The organism is Streptomyces olindensis, assembly GCF_040645895.1.
Taxonomy (GTDB): domain Bacteria; phylum Actinomycetota; class Actinomycetes; order Streptomycetales; family Streptomycetaceae; genus Streptomyces; species Streptomyces olindensis.
Map to the genome: position 1 here is coordinate 1 of NZ_JBEYZD010000048.1, position 24345 is coordinate 24345.

The 24345-nt window shown below is 71.0% G+C and carries 22 protein-coding genes; 6 read left to right on the top strand and 16 right to left on the bottom strand.

Going from position 1 to position 24345, the window contains the following annotated elements:
• Nucleotides 1-115: 115 nt before the first annotated feature.
• Together ABZ948_RS27435 and ABZ948_RS27440 are read right to left on the bottom strand one after the other, a co-directional pair.
• A complete protein-coding gene (locus tag ABZ948_RS27435; protein ID WP_359763809.1) occupies nucleotides 116-649 on the bottom strand; it encodes an alkyl hydroperoxide reductase in 534 nt (177 codons plus the stop codon).
• A gap of 6 nt (nucleotides 650-655) precedes the next feature.
• Nucleotides 656-1210: a peroxiredoxin gene (locus tag ABZ948_RS27440; protein WP_020276563.1), complete on the bottom strand. Its 555-nt coding sequence runs from the start codon at nucleotides 1208-1210 to the stop codon at nucleotides 656-658.
• A gap of 133 nt (nucleotides 1211-1343) precedes the next feature.
• On the opposite strand from ABZ948_RS27440, the gene ABZ948_RS27445 reads away from it, so the two are divergent.
• Nucleotides 1344-2294: a LysR substrate-binding domain-containing protein gene (locus ABZ948_RS27445; protein WP_359763811.1), complete on the top strand. Its 951-nt coding sequence runs from the start codon at nucleotides 1344-1346 to the stop codon at nucleotides 2292-2294.
• An 18-nt stretch (nucleotides 2295-2312) separates the two neighbouring features.
• Here the strand turns inward: ABZ948_RS27445 and ABZ948_RS27450 are convergent, their stop codons facing one another.
• The 5 genes from ABZ948_RS27450 to ABZ948_RS27470 form a co-directional block, all read right to left on the bottom strand.
• The gene (locus ABZ948_RS27450) at nucleotides 2313-4652 is read right to left on the bottom strand and encodes an ABC transporter permease (RefSeq protein ID WP_359763813.1); all 2340 of its coding nucleotides are present in this window, start codon (nucleotides 4650-4652) and stop codon (nucleotides 2313-2315) included.
• A complete protein-coding gene (locus ABZ948_RS27455) occupies nucleotides 4649-5338 on the bottom strand; it encodes an ABC transporter ATP-binding protein (protein ID WP_359763815.1) in 690 nt (229 codons plus the stop codon). Before ABZ948_RS27455 ends, ABZ948_RS27450 begins: the two co-directional genes overlap by 4 nt.
• Entirely contained in the window at nucleotides 5335-5859 is a 525-nt protein-coding gene (locus ABZ948_RS27460; RefSeq protein ID WP_031119687.1) for a PadR family transcriptional regulator, read from the bottom strand. The genes ABZ948_RS27455 and ABZ948_RS27460 overlap by 4 nt, the downstream gene beginning before the upstream one ends.
• 112 nt (nucleotides 5860-5971) lie before the next feature.
• Nucleotides 5972-6265 (bottom strand): type II toxin-antitoxin system antitoxin, encoded by a 294-nt coding sequence (locus tag ABZ948_RS27465; protein ID WP_435857619.1) that lies wholly within the window; start codon nucleotides 6263-6265, stop codon nucleotides 5972-5974.
• Nucleotides 6211-7146, bottom strand: a complete 936-nt coding sequence (locus tag ABZ948_RS27470; RefSeq protein WP_359763819.1) for an SPFH domain-containing protein — start codon at nucleotides 7144-7146, stop codon at nucleotides 6211-6213. Before ABZ948_RS27470 ends, ABZ948_RS27465 begins: the two co-directional genes overlap by 55 nt.
• A gap of 261 nt (nucleotides 7147-7407) precedes the next feature.
• Here ABZ948_RS27470 and ABZ948_RS27475 point away from each other — a divergent pair, with 261 nt between their 5' ends.
• Nucleotides 7408-9693 carry a transglycosylase domain-containing protein gene (locus tag ABZ948_RS27475; RefSeq protein ID WP_359763821.1) on the top strand — a complete coding sequence of 762 codons (2286 nt, stop codon included), beginning with the start codon at nucleotides 7408-7410 and terminating at the stop codon, nucleotides 9691-9693.
• Between the two features lie 93 nt (nucleotides 9694-9786).
• Here the strand turns inward: ABZ948_RS27475 and ABZ948_RS27480 are convergent, their stop codons facing one another.
• From ABZ948_RS27480 to ABZ948_RS27495, 4 genes are all read right to left on the bottom strand, one after another.
• Nucleotides 9787-11931, bottom strand: coding sequence for a SpoIIE family protein phosphatase (locus ABZ948_RS27480; protein WP_359763823.1), 2145 nt, complete (start codon nucleotides 11929-11931; stop codon nucleotides 9787-9789).
• Between the two features lie 466 nt (nucleotides 11932-12397).
• Nucleotides 12398-13090 (bottom strand): cytidylyl-2-hydroxypropylphosphonate hydrolase, encoded by a 693-nt coding sequence (gene fomD / locus ABZ948_RS27485; RefSeq protein ID WP_359763825.1) that lies wholly within the window; start codon nucleotides 13088-13090, stop codon nucleotides 12398-12400.
• A gap of 83 nt (nucleotides 13091-13173) precedes the next feature.
• Nucleotides 13174-14577, bottom strand: a complete 1404-nt coding sequence (locus tag ABZ948_RS27490) for a class II fumarate hydratase (RefSeq protein ID WP_359763827.1) — start codon at nucleotides 14575-14577, stop codon at nucleotides 13174-13176.
• A 77-nt stretch (nucleotides 14578-14654) separates the two neighbouring features.
• Nucleotides 14655-16325 carry a fumarate hydratase gene (locus ABZ948_RS27495; RefSeq protein ID WP_359763829.1) on the bottom strand — a complete coding sequence of 557 codons (1671 nt, stop codon included), beginning with the start codon at nucleotides 16323-16325 and terminating at the stop codon, nucleotides 14655-14657.
• Between the two features lie 167 nt (nucleotides 16326-16492).
• On the opposite strand from ABZ948_RS27495, the gene ABZ948_RS27500 reads away from it, so the two are divergent.
• Both ABZ948_RS27500 and ABZ948_RS27505 read left to right on the top strand, forming a co-directional pair.
• A complete protein-coding gene (locus tag ABZ948_RS27500; protein ID WP_359763830.1) occupies nucleotides 16493-17200 on the top strand; it encodes a DUF1707 SHOCT-like domain-containing protein in 708 nt (235 codons plus the stop codon).
• A gap of 114 nt (nucleotides 17201-17314) precedes the next feature.
• Nucleotides 17315-17692, top strand: coding sequence for a WhiB family transcriptional regulator (locus ABZ948_RS27505; RefSeq protein WP_031119678.1), 378 nt, complete (start codon nucleotides 17315-17317; stop codon nucleotides 17690-17692).
• Nucleotides 17693-17771: 79 nt separating this feature from the next.
• Here ABZ948_RS27505 and glpX read toward each other — a convergent pair whose 3' ends face one another.
• The gene (gene glpX / locus ABZ948_RS27510; RefSeq protein WP_351345385.1) at nucleotides 17772-18806 is read right to left on the bottom strand and encodes a class II fructose-bisphosphatase; all 1035 of its coding nucleotides are present in this window, start codon (nucleotides 18804-18806) and stop codon (nucleotides 17772-17774) included.
• Between the two features lie 127 nt (nucleotides 18807-18933).
• Here glpX and ABZ948_RS27515 point away from each other — a divergent pair, with 127 nt between their 5' ends.
• The gene (locus tag ABZ948_RS27515; RefSeq protein WP_359763833.1) at nucleotides 18934-19458 is read left to right on the top strand and encodes a DUF4245 domain-containing protein; all 525 of its coding nucleotides are present in this window, start codon (nucleotides 18934-18936) and stop codon (nucleotides 19456-19458) included.
• An 88-nt stretch (nucleotides 19459-19546) separates the two neighbouring features.
• Here the strand turns inward: ABZ948_RS27515 and ABZ948_RS27520 are convergent, their stop codons facing one another.
• From ABZ948_RS27520 to ABZ948_RS27535, 4 genes are all read right to left on the bottom strand, one after another.
• A complete protein-coding gene (locus ABZ948_RS27520; protein ID WP_359763835.1) occupies nucleotides 19547-20137 on the bottom strand; it encodes a malonic semialdehyde reductase in 591 nt (196 codons plus the stop codon).
• Nucleotides 20138-20291: 154 nt separating this feature from the next.
• Nucleotides 20292-20537, bottom strand: a complete 246-nt coding sequence (locus ABZ948_RS27525; protein ID WP_359763837.1) for an exodeoxyribonuclease VII small subunit — start codon at nucleotides 20535-20537, stop codon at nucleotides 20292-20294.
• Nucleotides 20538-20546: 9 nt separating this feature from the next.
• Complete coding sequence (gene xseA, locus ABZ948_RS27530) at nucleotides 20547-21755, bottom strand: exodeoxyribonuclease VII large subunit (protein WP_359763839.1); 1209 nt, start codon at nucleotides 21753-21755, stop codon at nucleotides 20547-20549.
• Between the two features lie 47 nt (nucleotides 21756-21802).
• On the bottom strand, nucleotides 21803-23185 hold the full coding sequence (locus ABZ948_RS27535) for an APC family permease (protein WP_359763841.1): 1383 nt from the start codon (nucleotides 23183-23185) through the stop codon (nucleotides 21803-21805).
• A gap of 102 nt (nucleotides 23186-23287) precedes the next feature.
• Between ABZ948_RS27535 and ABZ948_RS27540 the strand changes: the two genes are divergently transcribed.
• Nucleotides 23288-24313 (top strand): 4-hydroxy-3-methylbut-2-enyl diphosphate reductase, encoded by a 1026-nt coding sequence (locus ABZ948_RS27540; protein WP_359763843.1) that lies wholly within the window; start codon nucleotides 23288-23290, stop codon nucleotides 24311-24313.
• Nucleotides 24314-24345: the final 32 nt, after the last annotated feature.

A 24345-nucleotide genomic window follows, 5' to 3' on the forward strand; every position in this document is an offset into this window, starting at 1 on the left:
GCACTCGTAATGCGTAGGTCTCGGGTTCGAATCCCGAAGGCGGCTCCAGCAAAGGCCAGGTCAGATGCGTTCTGACCTGGCCTTTTGTACGACGAGTGAGGGGTGCGGCCGAGGGTTACTCGGACAGGACCGCCTCGGCGTCCAGCGTCACGCCGACCGCCTGGATCACGGACGCGATCTTGAACGCCTCCTGGATGACCTCGCGGTCGAGGCCGGCCTTGCGCAGGACCTGCTCGTGGGAGTCGAGGCACATGCCGCAGCCGTTGATCGCGGAGACCGCGAAGGACCACAGCTCGAAGTCGACCTTGTCGACCCCCGGGTTGCCGATGACGTTCATCCGCAGACCCGCGCGCAGGTTGCCGTACTCGTGGTCCGACAGCAGGTGGCGCGTGCGGTAGAAGACGTTGTTCATCGCCATCACCGCGGCCGCGGACTTGGCGGCCGTGTACGCCTCCGGCGACAGGTTCGCCTTGGCCTCGGGCTCCAGCTCGCGCAGGACGATCGGGGAACGCGAGGCGATGGCGGTCGCCAGCACCGTGCCCCACAGCTGCTGGGCGGGCAGGTCCGAGTTGCCGATGACCGAGCCCAGGTTGAGCTTCAGGTCCTTGGCGTAGTCCGGTATGGCGGACTTCAGTGCGTCGAGGGACATGTCAGATCACTCTCCGGCGAGCAGCGCGACCGGGTCCAGGGTCTCGTCGCCCTTGGACCAGTTGCAGGGGCACAGCTCGTCCGTCTGGAGCGCGTCCAGGACCCGCAGGACCTCCTTCGGGTTCCGGCCGACGGAACCGGCGGTCACCATGGAGAACTGGATCTCGTTGTTCTGGTCCACGATGAAGACCGCGCGCTTGGCGAAGCCGTCCTCGCCCTCGATGCCGAGGTCGCGCATCAGCTCGTGCTTGGAGTCGGCCATCATCGGGAAGGGCAGGTCACGCAGGTCGTCGTGGTCCTTGCGCCAGGCGTGGTGGACGAACTCGGAGTCGCCGGAGAAGCCGAGGACCTGGGCGTCGCGGTCGGCGAACTCGTCGTTCAGCTTGCCGAAGGCGGCGATCTCGGTCGGGCACACGAAGGTGAAGTCCTTGGGCCACGCGAAGATGACCTTCCACTGACCCTCGTAGGTCTTGTGGTTGATCTGCTGGAACTCCTTGCCCTTCTCCAGCGAGACGCAGGCGGTCAGGTCGAACTCGGGGAACTTGTCACCGACGGTGAGCACACACACTCCTTGCAGCGAAGAAACTCCCGGATCGCGGGGGTTTCCCATGGGTTGGACGGTGTTGATGTTGGCACAGGCTCGATTGATTACGGAAATAGCTACACTCGGTCGAGTTGATCGGAGGTAGTTATCAGTGACTGTGGGTAATAAGCGCAGGCAGCCGAGTCTCGCCCAGCTGCGTGCCTTCGCCGCCGTCGCCGAGCACCTGCACTTCCGGGACGCCGCCGGGGCGATCGGCATGAGCCAGCCCGCCCTCTCGGGCGCCGTCTCGGCGCTGGAGGAGACACTCGGAGTGACGCTCCTGGAGCGTACGACGCGCAAGGTGCTGCTCTCGCCCGAGGGGGAGCGGATCGCCGTACGGGCCAAGGCGGTGCTGGGGGAGGTGGGTGCCCTGATGGAGGAGGCCGAGGCCGTCCGGGCGCCGTTCACGGGGGCGCTGCGGCTGGGGGTCATTCCGACCGTGGCGCCCTACCTGCTGCCCACCGTCCTGCGGCTCGTCCACGACCGGTATCCGCACCTGGACCTCCAGGTGCACGAGGAGCAGACCGCCAACCTGCTCGACGGCCTGGCCGGCGGGCGGCTCGACCTGCTGCTGCTCGCCGTGCCGCTGGGGGTGCCGGGGGTGGCCGAACTGCCGTTGTTCGACGAGGACTTCGTGCTCGTCACCCCGCTCGACCACTGGCTCGGCGGACGCGAGGGCATTCCGCGTGAGGCGCTGCGCGAGCTGAACCTGCTGCTGCTCGACGAGGGGCACTGCCTGCGCGACCAGGCCCTCGACATCTGCCGGGAGGCCGGCCGCGACGACGTGCCCGTCACCACGACCGCCGCCGGGCTGTCCACGCTGGTGCAGCTCGTCGCGGGCGGCCTCGGTGTCACGCTGCTGCCGCGCACCGCCGTCAAGGTCGAGACCTCCCGCAGCAACCAGCTCCTCACCGGGTACTTCGCCGATCCGGCCCCCACCCGCCGTATCGCGCTGGCGATGCGGGCGGGGGCCGCGCGCGGCGGCGAGTACGAGGAGCTGGCCGCCGCCCTGCGGCAGGCCCTGCGACCGCTGCCGGTGCGGGTCCTGGACCAGGACGCCTGACTCGGCGCCGACCGGGGCCTACTCGGTCCGCAGCCCGTCCGGCCGCATCAGCTTCAGCAGCGGCGGCAGGCTCAGCAGCGTCACCACGAGGACGACGCCCGCGCCGATGCCGGTCATCGACAGCACGCTCGGCCAGTCCACCCGGACCGACGTGTTGGTCATCCGCAGCAGGACCGCGCCCAGGGCCATGCCCACCGTCGCCGCGAGCAGCAGACCCAGACCGATCGGGATCGCCGTCTGCCACAGCACCGACAGGCCGAGGGTCCGGCGCCGGGTGCCGAAGGCGACCAGCGACGACAGCAGCTTGCGGCGCTCGCGCAACTGCTCCAGCTGCGAGACCAGCATGCTCGCCCCGATCAACGCCAGGACACACGCCGCGCCGACGGACAGGCCCGTGCGGATGGCGGCGTAGCGGTCGTTGCTCTCGATGCTGTGCCAGGTCATCGGCGGGACCGTCGGGTCGAGCCGCGCGGCCGTGTTGCGCACGTGGTCGAAGGCGTCCGGCACCGAGGGATCCACGCTCAGGAAGAGCCGCGTGGAGGCGAAGGCGCCGAGCTTCTCGGGCAGTGCGCCGGGGGTCATCAGGATGCCGCCGCGTTCGTATCCCGTGGGGTCCTCGCGGGACTCGGCCTGCCGGATGTCCCGCGGCACGGTCCAGGAGACCGCGCGGTCGCCTGGGCGGCCGGAGTCGTCCGACTCGGCCCACAGGGTCGTGCCGGGCTTCGCCAGGCGCTCGCTGTCACCGTCGTACTGCGATCCCTTGACCGCGAAGACGTCACCGTCGCGGCAGTCGGGGAGCGTGGCCACTTCGCGCAGCGAAGCGCAGTCGGCCACGGTGATCTGGATGAGCGTCTCCGCCTCGCCGCGCCGGTCGCCGAGATGGAAGTCGGACAGGGCGGTGACCTTGCGCATGCCCTCGGTGTCGCGGTACTTCGCGATGATGGCCGCGGTGTCGGCGCGGTCCGGCACGTCCACGCTCATCTGGGCCCGGGAGACGTCGTACCGCGACGCCCTGGTGTAGGTGCCCTCGACCCCCGCGAACAGCATCTGCAGCGCGATCGCCCCGGCCACCGCCACCGCGATGCCGTTGACCATGCGGGCCGCCACACCGCTGCTCAACTGGAGTCGGCGCACGGCCAGTTGCCAGGCGACCCCGCCCGGGCCGAGCCGGGCGACGACCGTCTCCACGACCCAGGGAAGCAGCGCCGTGACACCGATCAGGAGCAGCATCACGCCGCCGACGACCAGATACTGGTTGAAGTTCCCGCCGTCGTCGCCCTGCCCGATCATCGGGTAGAGCAGCGCCAGCCCGCCCAGCGGCAGCAGCAGCCGCCACCACAGCCGGCGCCGCGCGGGCTTGGCCGTGCGCACCACGCCGAGGGGCTCGATGACCACCCCGCGCAGGGCGAGGATCGTCACGAGGACCGCGGCCGTCGGCACCGCCAGCGCGACCAGTACGGCCAGCAGGGGAGAGGGGTTCAGATAGCTCGGGAACACGCTGATCCGGAACACCTCGGCGGACGCCGCCAGTTGCCGTCCGAGCAGGAAGAACCCGGTGCCGAGGACGAGCCCCAGCACGGACCCGGCGAGGGCCTCGCCGGCGGCGATGCGCCGGGTCATCCGGCTGTCGGAGCCGACCAGCCGCAGCGCCGCCAGCCTGCGGTCGCGCCGCTCGCCGCCGAACCGCACGGCCGCGGCGATGAACACGGCGACCGGCATCAGCAACACCACGAAGACGACGAGGACCAGCAGGAGCAGCACCGGATCCCAAGGGTCCGACGACGCCAGGTCCGGGTTGCCGAAGCTGTCGATGCGGGCCCCGCCGGCGGGGCCCTCCAGTCGCTCCATGAGCCCCTTGCCGCCCGCGTAGTAAGCGAGTTCCTGCGAGCCGACGAGACCCTGTTCGCCGATGGTGCCCGCTATCCGGTAGGGCAGCCGCTCCCGCAGCAGCTTCCCGTCGTCGGAGGCGAGGAGTTCCTTGAGCGCGGGGGAGACGACCATCTCGCCGTCCGCCGGGAACGCCGCGACTCCCGGCGGCCGCGGAGCCTTGGCGCCCTCCGGCTCCAGCAGCCGCCCGCGGACGTCCCGGTCCCGGTACGTGGTGTCCGCGTCCACGACGACCAGGGTGTTGTCGGCCCTGGGCAGCTCCTGCTGGCCGAAGGTGTGGTCGCTGCGCGCCTCTTCCCGCCGGTCCCGTTCCGCCAGCGCGTTCGGGATGGCGGTGGTGAGCAGCAGCAGTGCCACGCCGAGTCCGACGCCGACGGCCGTGAGCAGCGCCCGGGTCCACCCCTCGCGCCCGCCCGCGAAGGCGAACCGGGCCCCCATGGCCAGATCCCGGCCCCACTGCCTCGCACTCATACGACGCGCTCCATGTCCCGGGACCTGCCGTCCCGTACGACGATCTCGCGGTCGGAGTAGGCGGCCACCCGGGCCTCGTGCGTGACGAGCACCACGGCCGTGTTCGCGGACCGGGCGGCGTCCGTGAGGAGTTCCATCACGCGTTCGCCGTTGAACGAGTCGAGCGCGCCGGTCGGCTCGTCGGCGAACACCACACGCGGGTTCGTCACCAGCGAACGGGCCACGGCGACCCGCTGTCCCTGGCCGCCGGACACCTCCCCGGGCCGCTTCTTGCGCAGGTCGTCGACCTCCAGCCGCTCCATCCACGCCAGGGCGGTCCGCTCGGCCTCCTTGCGGGAGGATCCGCTCAGGCGGAGCGGGAGCGCGACGTTCTCCACGCAGGTGAGTTCCGGCACGAGCTGCCCGAACTGGAAGACGAACCCGAACTCGGAGCGGCGCAGCGCGCTGCGCTCGGCGTCGCTCATCGCGGTCACCTCCCGCCCGTTGTAGGTGATCGAGCCCGAGTCGGGCGTGACGATCCCGGCGAGGCAGTGCAGCAGCGTCGACTTGCCCGACCCGGAGGGGCCCATCACGGCGACGACCTCGCCCGGGTGGATGGAGAACTCGGCTCCGTCGAGCGCGGTGGTCGGCCCGTACGCCTTGCGCAGGTCCCGGGCGACGAGGAGCGAACCGGCGGGAGCGGTCACCGGGCCACCGCCTCACGGAGCTTGTCCAGTCGGGCCGCGGTCAGCTCCAGCCAGCGCAGGTCCGCCTCCAGGTGGAACAGGGCGTGGTCGCAGATGAGCTGGTCGGCCAGGTCGCCCTTGCGCTTGCGGTCGGTGAGGATCCGCATGCTGCGCAGGTGCTCCGAGCGCTGGCCGTCGAGGATGTCGGCGGCGTCCCGGTGGGTGAGGAGCGCGAGGACGACCTTGGTGTAGAGGGTCGACTGGAGGTACGGCTCCGGCTTCTCGGGCGTGGCGAGCCAGCGCTCGACGTCGGTGATGCCGGCCTCGGTGATCGCGTACCGCTTGCGCTCGGGCCCGCCGCCCGCCTCGATGCCGTCGACTTCGACGAGCCCGTTCTTCAGCAGCCGCGACATCGTCGAGTAGACCTGGCCGTAGTGCAGCGGCCGGTCATGACCGAACTTCTCGTCGAAGGCCCGCTTCAGGTCGTAACCGTGCCGCGGGCCGGACTCCAGGAGTCCCAGGAGAGTGTGACCGATGGACATGACCCGGACAGTACACGGGGTGTATACGCGGCATGTATACGCGGAGTGTGCAGTCCCTGGCAGGGGGTGCGGGGGCGCAGGTCGGGGGCTGTTGTCACGGTTCCGCAACAGGCTATGTCTCGGGGTCGCGGGGTGGGCGTCCCCGCCGGGGCAGCGGTCCGGTGTCCCGCGGCAGGCGCCCCGCCTCGGCCAGGGCCCGGCGCAGCAGGAACTCGATCTGCGCGTTGGCCGAGCGCAGTTCGTCCCCGGCCCACCGCGCCAGCGCCTCGTACACCGCCGGGTCCAGCCGCAGCAGCACCTGCTTGCGCTGCTGCGGCCGTCCCTTGGGGGCGGAACCCTCGGAAGGGGCCGTCACTGGTAGAGCGTCCCGGCGTTGAGGACGGGCTGCGGGGCCCGGTCGCCGCACAGCACCACCATCAGGTTGGACACCATCGCGGCCTTGCGCTCCTCGTCGAGGGCGACGAGGTCCTGCTCGGTGATCCGGGCCAGCGCCGACTCGACCATGCCCACGGCGCCCTCCACGATCTGCCGCCGGGCCGCGACCACCGCTCCGGCCTGCTGCCGCTGGAGCATCGCCGAGGCGATCTCCGGGGCGTAGGCGAGGTGCGTGAAGCGCGACTCGATGATCTGCACGCCGGCCGCCTCGACGCGCGCGTGCAGTTCGACGGCGAGCTTCTCGGTGATCTCCTCGGCGTTGCCGCGCAGTGAGAGGCCGTCCTCCTCGTGGGCGTCGTAGGGGTACTCGATGGCGATGTGCCGCACGGCCGCCTCGGTCTGCGTGGAGACGAACTCGATGTAGTCGTCCACCTCGAAGGTCGCCTGGGCGGTGTCCTCGACGCGCCACACCACGACCGCGGCCAGCTCGATCGGGTTGCCGTAGGCGTCGTTGACCTTCAGGACGGCCGTCTCGTGGTTGCGCACACGCGTCGAGATCTTCGTGCGCGAGGTGAGCGGGTTCACCCAGCGCAGGCCGTCCTGGCGGATCGTGCCCCGGTACCGGCCGAAGAGCTGGACGACCCGGGCCTCGCCGGGCGCCACCATGTTCAGCCCGCACATGGCCAGGAACGCCGCGAGCGCGACCAGGATGCCGCCGATGATCAGGCCGGCCTTGGCGCCGGTGGCGTCCACCGTCGTGGCGGCGGCGATCAGGCCGGCGCCGGCCAGCAGTCCGACCAGGCCGAGCAGCAGGGCGAGCCCGCCGCCGATGCTGTGCGCGGCGAACTCCCGTACCCGGGGCGCCGGCATCTCGGGCACGTCGGCGGTGACCTGCGGTTGGTGTGCGGACATGGGTGATCCCCCGTTCCTCGCGGGAAGCCGTTCCTGCCTGGCTTCCATCTATCTAAGTGATATCACTTTTCGCCGTCCTGGCAACCCTGCGGGTGACTCGTACGTCGGTTCCGTTGGGGTGGGTGCTGATTGTCACGTCCGGAAAGAGCCGGATCGGCGGCCCTTTCTCTTATCTCCCGGTGTTAGCTTTCTGAGCTGACCTGAGCGGCGAACCTGTGTGACGCATGAGCACACATGAACGAAGCGGAGCGGATCGGACCCATGGGACGAGCGGAAGAGAGACGCGCCCGACAGCGCGGTGGGCGCCGGGCGGCACCCAGGCGCCGCCGTTCGTCGGACGCGGCCGGGAAGAGCGGCATACGCAGGCTCTTCACCTGGAAGAAGATGCTCGGCACCTTCCTCGGCGTGTGCCTGCTGGGCATGGGTGCCTTCATCGTGCTGTACATGGTGATCGACATTCCCGAGGGGAACGCCGACGCCAAGTGGCAGAGCAACGTCTACAAGTACAGCGACGGCACGCTCCTGGCCCGCACAGGTGACCGCAACCGCGAGATCGTGGACCTGGGCAAGATCCCCAAGCCCGTCCAGAAGACGTTCGTCGCCGCCGAGAACAAGACCTTCTACAAGGACGCCGGCGTCGATCTGAAGGGCACTGCCCGCGGCCTGTTGAACACGGTCTCCGGCAAGGGGGCCCAGGGTGGTTCCACCATCACCCAGCAGTACGTCAAGAACTACTACCTGACGCAGGAACAGACCGTCTCGCGCAAGCTGAAGGAACTGGTCATCTCGCTGAAGCTGGACCGCGAGAAGTCCAAGGACTACATCCTGGCCGGCTACATCAACACCAGCTACTACGGCCGCGGCGCCTACGGCATCCAGGCCGCCGCCCAGGCCTACTACCAGGTCGACGCGCAGGACCTCTCCGTCGAGCAGGGCGCCTACCTCGCGGCGCTGCTCCAGGCGCCGAACCAGTACGACTGGGCGATCGCCAGCGACGAGGGCAAGAGGCTGGTGCGGGCCCGCTGGAACTACGTCCTCGACAACATGGTCGAGGAGGGCTGGCTGAGCAAGGACAAGCGCGACGCCATGGAGTTCCCGGTGCCGAAGGCGCCCAAGAACGACCCCAGCCTGGAGGGCCAGACCGGCTACCTGGTGAAGTCGGCCGACGCGGCGCTGGAGAAGCAGCTGGTCGCCCAGGGCACCGCCGACGACCTGAAGACGGCCCAGGCGATGGTCGACCAGGGGGGCTGGACGCTCACCCTGAACATCGACAAGAAGAAGCAGGCGGCCCTGGAGAAGGCCGTCAAGCGGCAGCTGGACAGCAAGCTCGACCCGAAGAAGCGGTCGGTGGACGCGGACGTCCAGGCCGGCGCCGCCTCCGTGAACCCGAAGACGGGCGCGGTCGTCGCGATGTACGGCGGCGAGGACTACCTGCGGCACTACGTCAACAACGCGACCCGCACGGACTACCAGCCCGCCTCCACCTTCAAGCCGGTCATCCTGGCCGCCGCCCTGGAGGAGAACGCCGAGACCCAGGACGGCAGGCCGATCACGGCGAGGACGGTCTACGACGGCACGAGCAAGCGCCCGGTCGTCGACAACGGCACCAAGGTCGGGTTCGCCCCGGAGAACGAGGACGACCGGAGCTACGGGAAGGTCACCGTCCAGCGGGCGATGAACGATTCCATCAACTCCGTCTTCGCGCAGATGGGCGTCGACGTCGGCATGTCCGAGGTCGTGAAGGTCGCCGGCAGGCTCGGGATGGACACCGAGAACATGGAGGCCGTGCCCGCGCAGACCCTCGGCACCATGGGCGCGAGCCCGCTGCAGATGGCCGGCGTCTACGCGACCCTCGACAACCACGGCAGGAAGGTCACCCCGGCGCTCGTCAAGTCCGTCGAGCACAACACCCGGACGGTCACCTTCCCCGACCCGGTCGGTGAGCAGGTCATCAGCCGCGAGGCCGCCGACTCGGTCACGTCGGTGCTGACCGGCGTGGTCGACGACGGTACGGCCAAGAGCTCCGTGCAGGGCAACACCGCTCGCGACGGGCAGCAGGTCGCGGGCAAGACGGGTACGTCCGACGACAACAAGTCGGCCTGGTTCACCGGCTACACGACCGACCTGGTCACGTCGGTCGGTCTGTTCGGCGAGGACGACAAGCCGCCGCACGCGCAGGTCCCGATGTACAAGGCGGGCGGCGAGCCCCGGGTCAACGGCGGTGGTTTCCCGGCGCAGATCTGGGCGGCGTACATGTTCGGCGTGACGGCCCCGAACACCGAGTTCGATCTGGAGACCGACCAGGGAGCGGCCGTCCAGCCGACCTGGACGCCGACGCCGACGAAGGAGCCGACCACGCGGGCGCCGTCGCCGACGCCGACGACACAGAGCCCGTCCCCGACGCCGACGACGCAGCAGCCGTCCCCGACGCCGACCACGCAGGCGCCGTCCCCGACGCCGACGACCGGCCGGCCCTCGATACCGCCGACGGACGGGCCGACGGACGGCGGCAGCCTGGAGCCGCCGGGATTCGGCGACGACCAGTAGCGGCAGTGCGGCCCGCCGGCAGCAGAAAAGGACCGCCCCCGGAGAGACTCCGGGGGCGGTCCCGTGCTCTGTGCGCTCACGCGCCCGGGACGGTCAGCCGCGGTTGAGCTCGAACCACACGACCTTGCCCGTGCTGAGCCGGGTCGCGCCCCAGCGCCGGGCCAGCCGGTTCACCAGGTACAGCCCGCGCCCGCCCTCGTCGGTCGCGCGGGCCTGGCGCAGCCGCGGCAGCTGCGGGACGTCGTCGCCCACTTCGCAGCGCAGCACGTCCGTGCGCAGCAGCCGCAGGGTGACCGGCCGGGACGCGTACCGCACGGCGTTCGTCACGACCTCGCTGACCAGCAGCTCCACGGAGTCGCTGAGCTCCTCCAGGCCCCAGCGCTGCAGCGCGCGCCGGGCCAGCCGGCGGGCCCGGCCGGGGGCGGCGTCCTCCGGCTCCAGGAACCAGTACGCCACGTCGCTCGGCGCGATTCCGTCGAAGCGGGCGGCGAGCAGCGCGATGTCGTCGTCCCGGTCGCCCGGGCCGAGCATGTCGAGCACCTCGTCGCACAGCGCCTCCAGGGGCGGCGGGTGGTCCGGCCCGGTGAGCTGCGCGGTCGCGGCGAGCTTCTCCCGCAGTTGCTCGATGCCGGTCCACACGTCCCGAAGGCGCGACTCGACCAGGCCGTCGGTGTACAGCAGCAGGGTGGCCCCGGCGGGCGCGTCCAGCTCGACCGCCTCGAAGTCGACGCCGCCGACCCCGATGGGGGCACCGGCCGGCACGCGCAGCACCTCCGCCCGGCCGCCCAGGTGGAGCAGGACGGGCGGCGGGTGACCGGCGTTGGCGATGGTGATGCGATGCGATACCGGGTCGTAGACGGCGTAGAGGCAGGTCGCCATGCGGTCCACGCCGAGGCGCTGGGCCTGTTCGTCGAGGTGGTGCAGGACCTCCTGCGGCGGCAGGTCGAGGCCGGCGAGCGTCTGGGCCGTCGTGCGCAGCTGGCCCATGATGGCGGCCGACGTCATGGAGTGGCCCATCACGTCACCGACGACCAGGGCGACCCGGCTGCCGGGCAGCGGGATCGCGTCGTACCAGTCACCGCCGACCCGGGCGGTCTCCGCCGCCGGCAGGTAGCGCGAGGCGAGCCGCACGCCCGTGGGGCGGGGCAGCGTCTCGGGCAGCATGGTGCGCTGCAGCTCGTCCGCGATGTAGGCCTCGCGGCCGTACAGCACGGCCTTGTCGATGCCGAGCGCGCTGTGCGTGGCCAGTTGCGCGGCCACCAGCAGGTCGTCCGGCTCGAAGGCGATGCGCTCGGGGCGGCGCAGGAACAGGGCGGCGCCGATGACCCGGCGCCGGCCGCGCAGCGGCGCGAGGATCGCGCGCTGCCCGTCCGGTACGCCGAATTCGCCCCCCTCGCCGAGCAGTTCGGGCAGCGCCGCGCGGGCCGCGGGCGCGTCGGTGAAAACCGGGCGCACGCCCCGCAGGACCTCGGCCAGCGCGCTGCCGGGCCGCACCTCGCACAGCTCGGCGCCGACCGTGTCCAGCTCGTTCGGCTCGGGCTGCGCGGCCGGCAGGAAGCCGTTCTCGGTGTCGCGCTCCGCCGGTATCCGGTCGGTGCGGCGCAGCCGCAGCACCAGCGGGCCGGTGGGCCGCTCGTCGCCGACCGGCAGCGGGTCGCGCAGATAGACCAGGATCGCGTCGGAGAAGGTGGGCACGGTGGCCCGGCACAGCCCCATCACGATCTCGTCGAGGTCGATGCCGCGGGCGATCCGCCGGGTGGCGGCCCCGACGAACCTGAGCCGGTCGCCGTCCCGCCGCATGGGCGTGGGCCGGCCCGGCGGCAGACTCTGGCCGGAGCGGCGCTCCTGCCCGTCGGCGCTCGGCGCCTGCCGGTCCTGTTCGTCGGCCGGCTGCAGCGGAATGTGCTCGGGGGCGGGGCGCGGCCGAGGGGTGTCGCGCTCGGCGGTCTGCTCGGCACCCGGCTGGGAGTGCTCGGAGGCGGGGTCGCTCACGGTGTCCTTGCCCTTGCCGAACGGCGTGGAGGTGCCCGGCTCCGACGTGCCCGGCGAGAGGTGCGCCGTCGTGACCGGGGCGGTGACTTCGCCGCTGGAGCGGCTCTGTGCCGGTAAGGCGCCCGCGCCGGGCGCACGCGCCGGTGTCGAGGTATGCACGAGCGCCCCGCGGGGGTCCGCGGGGTCGACGCCCGGCTGGGGGCGCTCGAAGGAGGTCGGCTGCTCCGTCACGCGTGTCGAATCCATCCGTCCGGGGCTGCGCGCCGCGCGCGCAGTTGGTCCCGCCGAAACTCCGATACCCGGAATACGTGCCCCAGGAACGGAATTCCCGCGTGGTCAGAGGTTGTTCCTGTGCCACCGGCGGACCGTCTGCGGCCCTCAGGGGCCTTCTGATGGATCGCCGCAGCGTCGCGACGCCCGGCACGCCCGCTCGCCGCACGGTGCGCAGGGCCAGGTGGCTCCGCCACATGACCCTGCGCACCGCACGCCGATCGCACGCACCGAACGCCGCTCCTTCTCCTGCGGCGATCCATCAGAAGGCCCCAGGAGCCTGTGGCGCAGGCCCTGCCGGTGTTGCCCTCGTACCCCTCGCTCACGTCCTGCCGCCCCTCGGTGACGATCGGTCAAGCTCAGCGCGTGCTCCGGTAGTTGCCGCCGCGCGCCCTTGCGGAGGACGATCCTACGTTTCTTGCCCGGGGGCGCATCAAGGGTCTCATGAGGACAGATGCGCGGGCGTACGATCCCAGTCCTCCGGCAGTGACGGTACCCCCCAGGACGGATCCGGGCGCCAGTCCTGCCAGCCATCCGAGAACGGCGGCCCCCAGGCGCGGATCACCTCCACCGCGGCCCGGCCGGCCGTCCGTACCTTTTCGACCTGTTGGTCGTCCATCAGCCCGTCCCTCCGGGCCTGGGCGAACTCGTCCTCGTCGCGCCAGTGCCAACTGCGGTCGGGATGCACCGAGATGTCCAGGAAATGGTCCTCCGAGTCGACGCCGCCCTCCCAACGGGTCAGCGGCTCCTCCAGGTTCACGTACCAGTTCTTGAACAGCCAGCCCGGTTCCCAGAACAGCCAGACCGACCAGGGCTCGCCGGGCCGGGCGAGCTTCAGCACGCCCGTGCCGAACCACCGGTCGCGCTGCACGGCCCGCGGCTTGGTGTAGCGCGTCCGGAGCGGCTCCAGGTGCACGGGGGTGCCGTCGGCGAGCACGGGCTTCACGCACTCGGTGCCGGGCGCCAGCCAGACGGCGAGCAGATCCGCGTCGTCCCGTACGACGGTGACGGGGCGCGCGATGTGGACGTGCGTGCCGCCGTTCTCCCGGTACCGCCACAGGATCCGGCTCCCGGGCGCCCAGAAGCCCGCCGCACCACCCGTTTCCACGCGTCTCATCGCTCCACCGTCTGCCATGCACAGATATTAGGTGCCCTGGGCATACGACGCTGCGGCGCGTGTCACGGTTCACGCGCCGGGCGTACGTGTGCCGCGAAACGTCACGGGTGCGTCATCCGCAGGACATCCAGCGCCTCGTCGAGCTGCTCCAGGGTCAGGTCCCCGCGCTCCACGTACCCGCTGGCCAGGACGACCTGACGGATCGTCTTCCGCTCGGCGAGCGCCTTCTTGGCGACCTTCGCGGCCTCCTCGTACCCGATGTACTTGTTGAGCGGCGTCACGACGGAGGGGGAGGACTCGGCGTACTCGCGCGCCCGCTCGCGGTTCGCGGTGATGCCGTCGACGGTGCGGTCGGCGAGCAGCCGCGTCACGTTGGCGAGCAGCCGGATCGACTCCAGCACGTTCTTCGCGATGACCGGCAGCATCACGTTGAGCTCGAAGTTCCCGGCGGCGCCGGCCGTGGCGACGGTGGCGTCGTTGCCGACGACCTGCGCGCACACCATGAGCACGGCCTCGGGGATGACCGGGTTCACCTTGCCCGGCATGATCGAGGAGCCGGGCTGGAGGTCGGGCAGGGCGATCTCGGCGAGGCCCGTGCGCGGCCCGGAGGACATCCAGCGCAGGTCGTTGGCGATCTTCGTCAGGCCGACGGCGATGGTGCGCAGCTGGCCGCTGGTCTCGACGATGCCGTCCCGGGCGCCCTGCGCCTCGAAGTGGTCCCGCGCCTCGGTGAGGGGCAGTCCGGTCGTGCGGGCGACCTCCTCGATGACGGCGGCGGAGAAGCCGGGCGGGGTGTTGATGCCGGTGCCGACGGCCGTGCCGCCGAGGGGGAGTTCGGCGAGCCGGGGGAGGGAGGCCTCCAGCCGCTCGATCCCGTACCGCACCTGGGCGGCGTACCCGCCGAACTCCTGCCCCAGCGTCACGGGCGTGGCGTCCATCAGGTGGGTCCGCCCCGACTTCACGACGTCGGAGAACTCCCCGGCCTTGCGCTCCAGGGCGGCGGCGAGGTGCTCCAGGGCGGGGACCAGGTCGCGCGTCACGGCGGCGGTGGCGGCGATGTGGATCGAGGACGGGAAGACGTCGTTGGACGACTGGGAGGCGTTGACGTGGTCGTTCGGGTGCACGGGGCGCCCGAGCCGCTCGGTGGCCAGGGTCGCGACGACCTCGTTGGTGTTCATGTTGGACGAGGTCCCGGACCCGGTCTGGAACACGTCGACGGGGAAGTGCTCGTCCCACCGGCCCTCGGCGACCTCCCCGGCCGCCTCCTGGATCGCCTGGGCGACGTCCTTGTCCAAGACCCCCAGCTCGGCGTTGACCTTGGCCGCGGCCCCCTTGATCCGGGCCAGCGCCTCGATGTGCGCGCGCTCGATGCGCTGCCCGGAGACCGGGAAGTTCTCCACGGCCCGCTGGGTCTGCGCCCGCCACTTGGCGTGGGCGGGCACCCGCACCTCGCCCATGGAGTCGTGCTCGGTGCGGTACTCGGTCCTGTCCTGCTCGTCGGTCATCGACGATCACCTCCACGTGTCACAGCGTCAGCGCCGCGACCACTGTTCCCCGTGGAGGCGAATCGTCACCGTCCTCGTCAGGCGAGTCCGGGGCCGCGTACCGGAATGGACGTGAACGTCGGAGCCGGGGCCGGGTCCTGGAAGAAGTCGTTGCCCTTGTCGTCGACGACGATGAACGCCGGGAAGTCCTCGACCTCGATCTTCCAGACGGCCTCCATGCCGAGCTCCTCGTACTCGACGACCTCGACCTTCTTGATGCAGTCCTGGGCGAGGCGCGCGGCCGGGCCGCCGATGGAGCCGAGGTAGAAGCCGCCGTGGGTGTTGCACGCGTCGGTGACCTGCTTGCTGCGGTTGCCCTTGGCCAGCATCACCTTGGAGCCGCCCGCGGCCTGGAACTGCTCCACGTAGGAGTCCATCCGGCCGGCCGTGGTCGGGCCGAAGGAGCCGGACGCGTAGCCCTCGGGCGTCTTGGCGGGACCGGCGTAGTACACCGGGTGGTCCTTCAGGTACTGCGGCATCTCCTCGCCCGCGTCCAGCCGCTCCTTGATCTTGGCGTGGGCGATGTCGCGCGCCACGACCAGCGGGCCGGTCAGCGACAGGCGGGTCTTCACCGGGTACTTGGTGAGCTCCGCGAGGATCGTCTCCATCGGCTGGTTCAGGTCGATCTTCACGACGTCCGAGGACTCGTCGAGGTGCTCGTCCGTCGTCTCCGGCAGGAACCGCGCCGGGTCCGTCTCCAGCTGCTCCAGGAAGACGCCCTCGGCGGTGATCTTCGCGACGGCCTGGCGGTCGGCGGAGCAGGAGACGGCGATGGCGACCGGGCAGGAGGCGCCGTGGCGGGGCAGGCGCACCACGCGCACGTCGTGGCAGAAGTACTTGCCGCCGAACTGCGCGCCGATGCCGATCTTCTGCGTCAGCTCGAAGACCTTCTGCTCCAGCTCCTTGTCCCGGAAGCCGTGCCCCAGCTCGGAGCCCTCGGCCGGGATCTCGTCCAGGTAGTGCGCGGAGGCGTACTTCGCCGTCTTCAGCGCGTACTCGGCGCTCGTGCCGCCGACCACGATCGCCAGGTGGTACGGCGGGCAGGCGGCCGTGCCCAGCGAACGGATCTTCTCCTCCAGGAACTTCATCATGGAGGCCTCGTTCAGGACGGCCTTCGTCTCCTGGTACAGGAACGACTTGTTGGCCGAGCCGCCGCCCTTCGCCATGAACAGGAACTTGTAGGCGCCGCCGTCGGTCGCGTACAGCTCGATCTGCGCGGGGAGGTTGGAGCCGGTGTTCTTCTCCTCCCACATGGTGAGCGGGGCCATCTGCGAGTAGCGCAGGTTGAGGTTCTGGTACGCGTCGTAGATGCCGCGGGACAGGGCCTCCTCGTCGCGGCCCGCCGTCAGCACGTTCTGGCCGCGCTTGCCCATGACGATCGCCGTGCCCGTGTCCTGGCACATGGGCAGCACGCCCGCAGCCGCGATGTTCGCGTTCTTCAGCAGGTCCAGCGCCACGAACTTGTCGTTGCCCGACGCCTCGGGGTCGTCGATGATGCGGCGCAGCTGCGCGAGGTGGGCCGGGCGCAGGTAGTGCTGGATGTCGTGGATGGCCTCCTCGGCGAGCTTGCGCAGCGCCTCCGGCTCCACCTTGAGGAAGGTCCGCCCGTCCGGCCCCTCGACCGTGGAGACACCCTCGGAGGTCACCAGGCGGTAAGGCGTGGTGTCCTCTCCCTGGGGGAGCAGATCGGTGTACGCGAACTCAGGCATGTCGCCCATTCCTCACTCGACAGACGGCGGCCCGCCTCCATCGGCGAGCGCCCACCAGACTAGAACCCCGGCGGTGGCCGTGAGCTTGTGAGGTAAGGCTCAGTTCGTCACAGCCGGCCGCGATACGGGGGGTGTCGCGATCTATCGTGTTTCGGTACTCTGCTGTCGTGGACCTTCAGAAACAGGACCTTCAGAAGCAGGACCTTCAGAAGCAGGGCGCACCCGCCGCCTCCGAGTTCCGCGCCTCCGACGCCGAGCGCGACCGGATCGCCGACATCCTGCACGACGCCCTCGCCGAGGGCCGTCTCACCGCCGAGGAGCACGCCGAGCGCGTCGAGGGGGTGCTGCGCGCCAAGACGGTCGGCGAGCTGGAGGTCTTCATACGGGACCTGCCCGCGGCCCACCGCCGGGTTCCCGGCCCCACCGCCCCGCACCGCCCCACGGTCGGCGCCATCCCGATCGAGCCGGACGACAACGTCGTGGCGATCTTCAGCGGCGCCGTCCGCAAGGGCCGCTGGCGCGCGGGCCGCCGGATCCACGCCTACGCGATCTTCGGCAGTGTCGAGATCGACCTCAGCGAGGCCCTCTTCGACCACCAGCAGGTCGTGATCAAGTCCTTCGCGATCTTCGGCAGCGTCGAGATCCGCGTCCCGGAGAACGTGTCGCTGCGCGGCATGGGTGGCGGCGTGCTCGGCAGCTTCGAGGTCGACACCCTCGACTCGGGCGAACCGGAGGCTCCGGTCGTCTACGTCGACGGGTGGGCCGTCCTGGGCAGCGTCGAGGCGCGGCCCCGGCGCGGCAAGGTCGTCGCGGACATCCTGGACCGGGTGCAGCGCAAGGTCGACAAGAGTTTGCGCAAACACCTGGGGCATTGACAGTCGCGAATCCCTCGAAAGCGACGGATCGGAACTCAGTGCATAGGCGCGCGCACAGCGGGTAGGCCTTGCTGCATCGTCTCTCGCTCGCGAAGCCGTCGTCAGGAGTAGACCGTGCTGCAACCGCCGCATTCGTCCCTGCAGGTAGCTGCCGTTCCGGCCCCGCGGGTGCCAGCGCGAGACAGGGACCAGGACGCCCCGTGGCACACCGAGGCGGTGTGCCGGCGTGACGAGGCCGGCCTGTTCTTCGCCCCCTCCAAGGAGCCCACGGCCGCCCGGCTCTCCCGGGAAGAGGCGGCGAAACGGGTCTGCGCCCGCTGTCCGGTCATGGTCGAATGCCGCGAGCACGCCCTGCTCCAGCCCGAACCCTACGGCGTCTGGGGCGGCCTCACCGCCGCCGAGCGCCGCGTGGTCCTGGCCCGGCGCCGCCGCCGCGACCTGGAGCTGAAGAAGACGGCCCGCTCGGCGAACCGCATAGCGGCGGCCGGCTGACGGAACGAGATGCGCGAAAGGGCGTCCCCACCGCACCGGGGACGCCCTTTTCTTGCAGTAGACGCGGAGCCGGGTCGCGCTACTTCCCCTTGTCGAAGTCGATCGCGCTGTACGCCCGCAGCTTGGACAGCCGGTGCTCCGAATCGATTCTGCGCACCGTGCCCGACCGGGAGCGCATCACGATCGAGTCGGTCGTGGCGGTCTCCGCCCGGTACCGGACCCCGCGCAGCAACTCCCCGTCCGTGATCCCCGTCGCGACGAAGAACACGTTCTCCCCGGTGACCAGGTCCTCCGTGGTCAGTACCCGGTCGAGGTCATGCCCCGCGTCGACCGCCCGCTGCCGCTCCTCGTCGTCCTTCGGCCACAGCTTGCCCTGGATGGTGCCGCCCAGGCACTTCACCGCGCAGGCCGAGATGATGCCCTCGGGCGTGCCGCCGATGCCGAGCAGCAGATCGACCCCGGTGCCCTCCCGCAGCGCCAGGATCGAGCCGGCCACGTCACCGTCGGAGATCAGCTTGATGCGCGCACCGGTGTCCCGGATCTCCTTGATGATGCCCTCGTGCCGGGGCCGGTCGAGGATCACCACGGTGACGTCCTCGGGCGCGGACCGCTTCGCCTTGGCGACCCGGCGGATGTTCACCGACACCGGCGCGTTGATGTCGACGAAGTCGGCCGCCTCGGGCCCGGTGACCAGCTTGTCCATGTAGAAGACGGCGGAGGGGTCGAACATCGACCCGCGCTCGGCGGCGGCCAGCACCGCGATCGCGTTCGTCATGCCCTTGGCGGTCAGCGTCGTGCCGTCGATCGGGTCCACGGCGATGTCGCACTCGGGGCCGGTCCCGTCGCCCACGCGCTCCCCGTTGAACAGCATCGGGGCCTCGTCCTTCTCGCCCTCGCCGATGACGACGACGCCGTTCATCGAGACGGTGGAGACGAGGGTCCGCATGGCACGCACCGCGGCGCCGTCGGCGCCGTTCTTGTCACCGCGTCCGACCCAGCGGCCCGCGGCCATCGCCGCCGCCTCGGTCACCCGGACCAGTTCCAGGGCGAGGTTGCGGTCGGGGGCCTCGGAGGGCACATCGAGTTCGGACGGCAAGTGATGATGCTCGGTCATCGGAGCGCACCTTTCTGTACGACGACGGCCGGATGAGGGTGTTGTCGCCCGACTCTATCGCCGAGCCCGCAAAATGAGCAGGGGCCCCCACGGATGAGCGCGGCGGAGACCTGCGACGATAGGGGGCGTGGCAGGCACGAACGGTAAGCAGAAGACGGCGCGGGACATGATCCTCTCGATGGGGGTCATCGTCCTCGTGGCGGGCGTCATATACCTCTTCATCCCCCACGACGACAGCCCGCCCGACTTCAAGCGCGTCGACTACCGGGTCGAGCTGCTCACGGCCCGCCGCGCCGCCCCGTACCCCATCGCCGCGCCCCAGGGACTGCCCGACACCTGGAAGGCCACCTCCGTCCGCTACCAGGCCGACGAGTTCGACACCTGGCACCTCGGTTTCCACGACCCCGAAGGGGAGTACGTGGCGGTCGAGCAGTCCACTCAGCGGCGGCCCGTCTTCCTCGACGAGGCCACGCAGGGCGCGCGGGAGACCGGGAAGACGGAGAAGATCGACGGCCGGACGTGGACCCGCTGGGAGGGCGGCCGGTACGACGCGCTGGTCCTGGAGGGCACCGACGGCTCGACCACGGTCGTCACGGGCACCGCGTCGTTCGCGCAGCTGACGAAGATGGCGGGGGCGCTGGAGACGAAGTGACCGCGCGCGAGGACCGCGCACGAGGAAGGCCCCCGGCGAATTCGCCGGGGGCCTTCCTCGTGTCCGTGGCTCGGACGATGTCCGTGGCTCAGACGGTCGTGACGACCTGGTCGAACTCCAGGCGCGGGGAGCGCGGGTACCAGGCGTCCGGGCCCGGGCGGCCGATGTTGACGACCATCAGCGGGGTGTGGTCGTCGTCCAGGAACTCCTTGCGCACGCCCTCGAAGTCGAAGCCGGTCATCGGGCCGGCGGCCAGACCGGCGGCGCGGACGCCGACGATGAAGTACGCGGCCTGCAGGGCGGCGTTCAGCGCGGCGGCGCTCTCGCGGGCCGGGCGCTCGGCGAAGAAGGCGTCCTTGGCCTGCGGGAAGGCCGGGAACAGGTGCGGCAGCTCCTCGTGGAACTCGTTGTCCGCGGAGAGGATCGCGACCAGCGGGGCGGCGGCCGTCTTGGGCTGGTTGCCCTCGGCCATGTGCTGCACCAGGCGCTCACGGGCCTCGGGGGAGCGGACCAGGGTGATGCGCAGGGGGGTCTGGTTGAAGGCGGTCGGGCCGTACTTGACCAGGTCGTAGATCGCCTGCACCTGCTCGTCCGTCACCGGCTCGTCGGTGAAGGTGTTGGCGGTGCGGGCCTCGCGGAACAGGAGGTCCTGGGCTGCGGGGTCAAGAACGAGAGACATGAACGGAACCTTCTCGGGGTGTACGTCGGGTCCGGGGTGCCGGACCGGCTGACGTCTTCGACCGTACGGCAATGAAGTTCAACGTTCAACCATATCCAGGGTGTGGTGATTCACCTCACAGTGAGTCACCCATGGTCCCGTGGTTCCGGCGGAGCTACTCCGCGTCCTCGTCCTCCGCGGCCTCCTCCGCCAGCGCCGCGTCCAGCCGCGCCCGCGCCCCGTCCAGCCAGCGCCGGCACACCTTGGCCAGCTCCTCGCCCCGCTCCCAGAGCGCGAGCGACTCCTCCAGCGTCGTACCGCCCGCCTCCAGACGGCGGACGACCTCGATCAGCTCGTCCCGCGCCTGCTCGTACCCGAGCGCCTCGGCCGTGCCCGGCGTCTCTTCCACCTCGCTGGTCATCCACCCACCCTATGTGTCCACTCGTACGGAGAACTCACCCTCGGAGACCCGCGCGCGCAGGGCCTCGCCGGCCGCCACCTCGCCCGGGTCGCGGACGGCGTGCCCGTCCGCCTTCTGCAACACGGCGTACCCGCGCTTCAGGGTCGCGGCGGGGGAGAGGGCCACCACGCGCGCGTGCGTGTGCGTCAGCTCCGAGTCGGCCCGGTCCAGCTGGTGCCGCAGGCAGCGCCGGCCCCGGTCGAGCAGGTCCGCCACGTGGTCGGCGCGTTCGTCGATCATCCGGTGCGGATCCTCTATCGACGGCCGCGCGAGCGCGTGGGCCAGCCCCCGCTCCTCACGCTCCACCAGCGCCGCCACGCACCGCCGCGCCCGGTCCCGCAGCAGCCGCACCCGCTCGTACTCCTCGCCGACGTCCGGTACGACCTTCTTGGCGGCGTCGGTCGGGGTGGAGGCGCGCAGGTCGGCGACGTGATCGAGGAGCGGATTGTCGGGCTCGTGGCCGATCGCGGACACCACGGGCGTACGGCACTGCGCCACCGTCCGGATCAGCTGCTCGTCGGAGAACGGCAGCAGGTCCTCCACGCTGCCGCCGCCCCGGGCGACGATGATCACGTCGACGTCGTCGATCGCGTCCAGCTCCTTCACGGCCTGCACGACCTGTGGCACGGCGTGCACGCCCTGCACGGCGACGTTGCGCACCTCGAAGCGGACGGCGGGCCAGCGGTGCCGGGCGTTCTCCAGCACGTCCCGCTCCGCGGCCGAGGCCCGCCCGCAGACCAGCCCGACCAGCTGCGGCAGGAACGGCAGCGGCTTCTTGCGCTCCGGCGCGAACAGGCCCTCCCGCGCGAGGGCCTTCTTCAGCTGCTCCAGCCGCGCGAGCAGCTCCCCGACCCCGACGGGCCGTATCTCGGCGGCCCGCAACGACAACTGGCCGCGCGGGGCGTACCACTCGGGCTTCGCGAGGACGACGACCCGGGCGCCCTCGCTGACCACGTCCGCGACGGCGTCGAACACCTGCCGGTAGCAGGTCACGCTGACGGAGATGTCGTACGACGGGTCCCGCAGCGTCAGGAACACCACACCCGCGCCCGGCCGCCGCGACAACTGCGTGATCTGCCCCTCGACCCACACCGCCCCGAGCCGGTCGATCCACCCCCCGATGAGCCGCGACACCTCACCGACGGGCAGCGGGGATTCCGCAGACGTGTTCACAGCCATGCCCGCGAGCGTAGTGGCCACCACCGACAAACCCGATCAGCCGGCCATCAGCCGGCCATGGGGGGCAGTGCGGCCCGGCGTCGCTCCTGGACCATCAGGACCACCACTCCGGCCGCCAGCCACGCCGCGCCGGCCGTCCGGGCCGTGCTCGACGCCTCGGCGATCACGGCGACGGTGATCGCCGCTCCCGCCACCGGCACCAGCACGTGCCGCCACCAGATCACCGGCCCGCCCCGCCGCCGCACCGCGAACCAGCCGATCACGCTCGCGTGCAGCAGCGTGAACGCGGTCAGCGCGCCGATGGCGACCACCGACACCAGCTGGTCCATCCCGTCGTCTCGGCGCGCCGCCCACACCGCCGCCGTCAGCGTCACGACCGCCGCGCACAGCAGCGCCACCCTCGGCACCCCCGCGTGCGTCCGCGCCAGCACCCGCGGCAGCCGCCGCTCCCGGCCCATCGCGAACAGCAACCGGGCCGCCGCGGCCTGCCCGGCCAGCGCGGCGAACGCGGCACCGACCGCCTTGCTCACCGCCACCAGGTCGTGCAGCCAGGTGCCCACCGAGGCGTCCACGGTGTCGTAGAACGCCGATCCCTGCCGCCCCGGCTCCGCCGCGAGCCGTGCCGACGACACCGGCTCCAGCAACGCCACCAGGTACGTCTGCGCCACGAACAGCACCCCCGCCAGCGCCAGGCAGAACAGCAGCGCCCGCGCGATCCGCGCCGACCCGCCGGTGACCTCCTCCGCGAACGTGGCGATCGCGTCGAACCCCAGGTACGACAGCACCGCGACCGACACCGCCCCGAGCACCGCCGACAGCGCGAACGCGCCCTGCGTGCCGTCCCCCGACAGCGGCGACAGCCAGCCCCGCTCGGCGCCGTCCCGCGCCAGCACCACGAGCGCCGCCCCGACGAAGACGACCAGGACCACGACCTCCAGCACCAGCACCACGAAACCCACCCGGGCCGCGGCCCGTACGCCCCACAGGTTCAGCAGCGTCGTCACGACCACCGCGAGAACCGACCACACCCACCGCGACACCTCGGGGACCAGCGCGTTCATGGCGACCCCGCAGAACAGGTACGCCACCGCCGGGATCAGGACGTAGTCGAGCATCGCCATCCAGCCCGCCACGAACCCGGCCTCTTTCCCGAGCCCCACGCGCGCGTAGGCGAACACCGAACCCGCCTGCGGAGCCACCCGCACCATCTGGGCGTAGCTGAACGCGGTGAACGCCATCGCGACCGTGGCGACGAGGTACACCAATGCCACCGCCCCGTGCGACGTGGCGTCCAGCGTGCCGAACACGCCGACCGGGGCCATCGGAGCGATGAACAGCAGCCCGTAGACGACCAGGTCCCGGAAGCCCAGACCGCGCCGCAGGGCCTGTTCCCTACCGGTCGCGGGGGCCTCCGTCCCGGTCTCGGCCATCGTCCCTCCGCCGTCCGTGCCCGTCACTCACGTCACGCCCTGTCAGTCTTCCCAGGGACTCCACAGCGGCGCGATCTTTGACCCGCCGAACGCGGCCTTACGATGGGACGCATGTCTGCTTCGCCTGGCCGCCGTGTCCTGCTCGCCGCCCCCCGTGGCTACTGCGCGGGTGTGGACCGCGCCGTGATCGCCGTCGAGAAAGCCCTGGAGCAGTACGGCGCTCCGGTCTACGTCCGCCACGAGATCGTCCACAACAAGTACGTCGTGCAGACCCTGGAGAAGAAGGGCGCGATCTTCGTCGAGCAGACGGAAGAGGTCCCTCCGGGCAACATCGTCATGTTCTCGGCGCACGGCGTGGCACCCGTCGTCCACGAGGAGGCCGAGCGCGGCCGCCTCGCCACCATCGACGCCACCTGCCCGCTGGTCACCAAGGTCCACAAGGAAGCCGTCCGCTTCGCGAGCGACGACTACGACATCCTCCTGATCGGCCACGAGGGCCACGAGGAGGTCATCGGCACCTCCGGTGAGGCCCCCGACCACATCCAGCTCGTCGACGGCCCCGGCGACGTCGAGAAGGTCGAGGTCCGCGACCCGTCCAAGGTCGTCTGGCTCTCCCAGACCACGCTGTCCGTCGACGAGACCATGGAGACCGTCGACGCCCTGAAGGAGAAGTTCCCGCAGCTCATCTCCCCGCCCAGCGACGACATCTGCTACGCCACGCAGAACCGCCAGCTGGCCGTGAAGCAGATGGGCGCCGAGTCGGACCTGGTGATCGTGGTCGGCTCCCGCAACTCCTCGAACTCCAAGCGGCTCGTGGAGGTCGCCAAGATCGCGGGTGCCCGCGCCGCCTACCTCGTGGACTTCGCGGACGAGATCGACGAGGCCTGGCTGGAGGGCGTGACCACGGTCGGCGTCACCTCGGGCGCCTCCGTCCCGGAGGTCCTGGTCGAGCAGGTCCTGGAGTGGCTCTCGCAGCGCGGCTTCGAGGACGTCGAGATCGTCAAGGCCGCCGAGGAGTCCATCACGTTCTCCCTGCCCAAGGAGCTCCGCCGCGACCTGCGCGAGGAGGCGGCGGCGCTGGTCGCCGAGCGCGGCGGGGCTGGGACCGGTGAAGATTCCGCGAAGTGACCGTACGGGCCGGGCGGCGACCGCCGTCCGGC

Coding starts and splice junctions, on each gene's coding strand:
- ABZ948_RS27520 (WP_359763835.1), bottom strand. CDS start 20,137: ATGTCTCTCGTTCTTGACCCCGCAGCCCAGGACCTCCTGTTCCGCGAG.
- ABZ948_RS27435 (WP_359763809.1), bottom strand. CDS start 649: ATGTCCCTCGACGCACTGAAGTCCGCCATACCGGACTACGCCAAGGAC.
- ABZ948_RS27470 (WP_359763819.1), bottom strand. CDS start 7,146: ATGTCCGCACACCAACCGCAGGTCACCGCCGACGTGCCCGAGATGCCG.
- xseA (WP_359763839.1), bottom strand. CDS start 21,755: ATGGCTGTGAACACGTCTGCGGAATCCCCGCTGCCCGTCGGTGAGGTG.
- ABZ948_RS27475 (WP_359763821.1), top strand. CDS start 7,408: ATGGGACGAGCGGAAGAGAGACGCGCCCGACAGCGCGGTGGGCGCCGG.
- ABZ948_RS27525 (WP_359763837.1), bottom strand. CDS start 20,537: ATGACCAGCGAGGTGGAAGAGACGCCGGGCACGGCCGAGGCGCTCGGG.
- ABZ948_RS27490 (WP_359763827.1), bottom strand. CDS start 14,577: ATGACCGACGAGCAGGACAGGACCGAGTACCGCACCGAGCACGACTCC.
- ABZ948_RS27495 (WP_359763829.1), bottom strand. CDS start 16,325: ATGCCTGAGTTCGCGTACACCGATCTGCTCCCCCAGGGAGAGGACACC.
- fomD (WP_359763825.1), bottom strand. CDS start 13,090: ATGGCAGACGGTGGAGCGATGAGACGCGTGGAAACGGGTGGTGCGGCG.
- ABZ948_RS27450 (WP_359763813.1), bottom strand. CDS start 4,652: ATGAGTGCGAGGCAGTGGGGCCGGGATCTGGCCATGGGGGCCCGGTTC.
- ABZ948_RS27460 (WP_031119687.1), bottom strand. CDS start 5,859: ATGTCCATCGGTCACACTCTCCTGGGACTCCTGGAGTCCGGCCCGCGG.
- ABZ948_RS27480 (WP_359763823.1), bottom strand. CDS start 11,931: ATGGATTCGACACGCGTGACGGAGCAGCCGACCTCCTTCGAGCGCCCC.
- ABZ948_RS27535 (WP_359763841.1), bottom strand. CDS start 23,185: ATGGCCGAGACCGGGACGGAGGCCCCCGCGACCGGTAGGGAACAGGCC.
- ABZ948_RS27540 (WP_359763843.1), top strand. CDS start 23,288: ATGGGACGCATGTCTGCTTCGCCTGGCCGCCGTGTCCTGCTCGCCGCC.
- glpX (WP_351345385.1), bottom strand. CDS start 18,806: ATGACCGAGCATCATCACTTGCCGTCCGAACTCGATGTGCCCTCCGAG.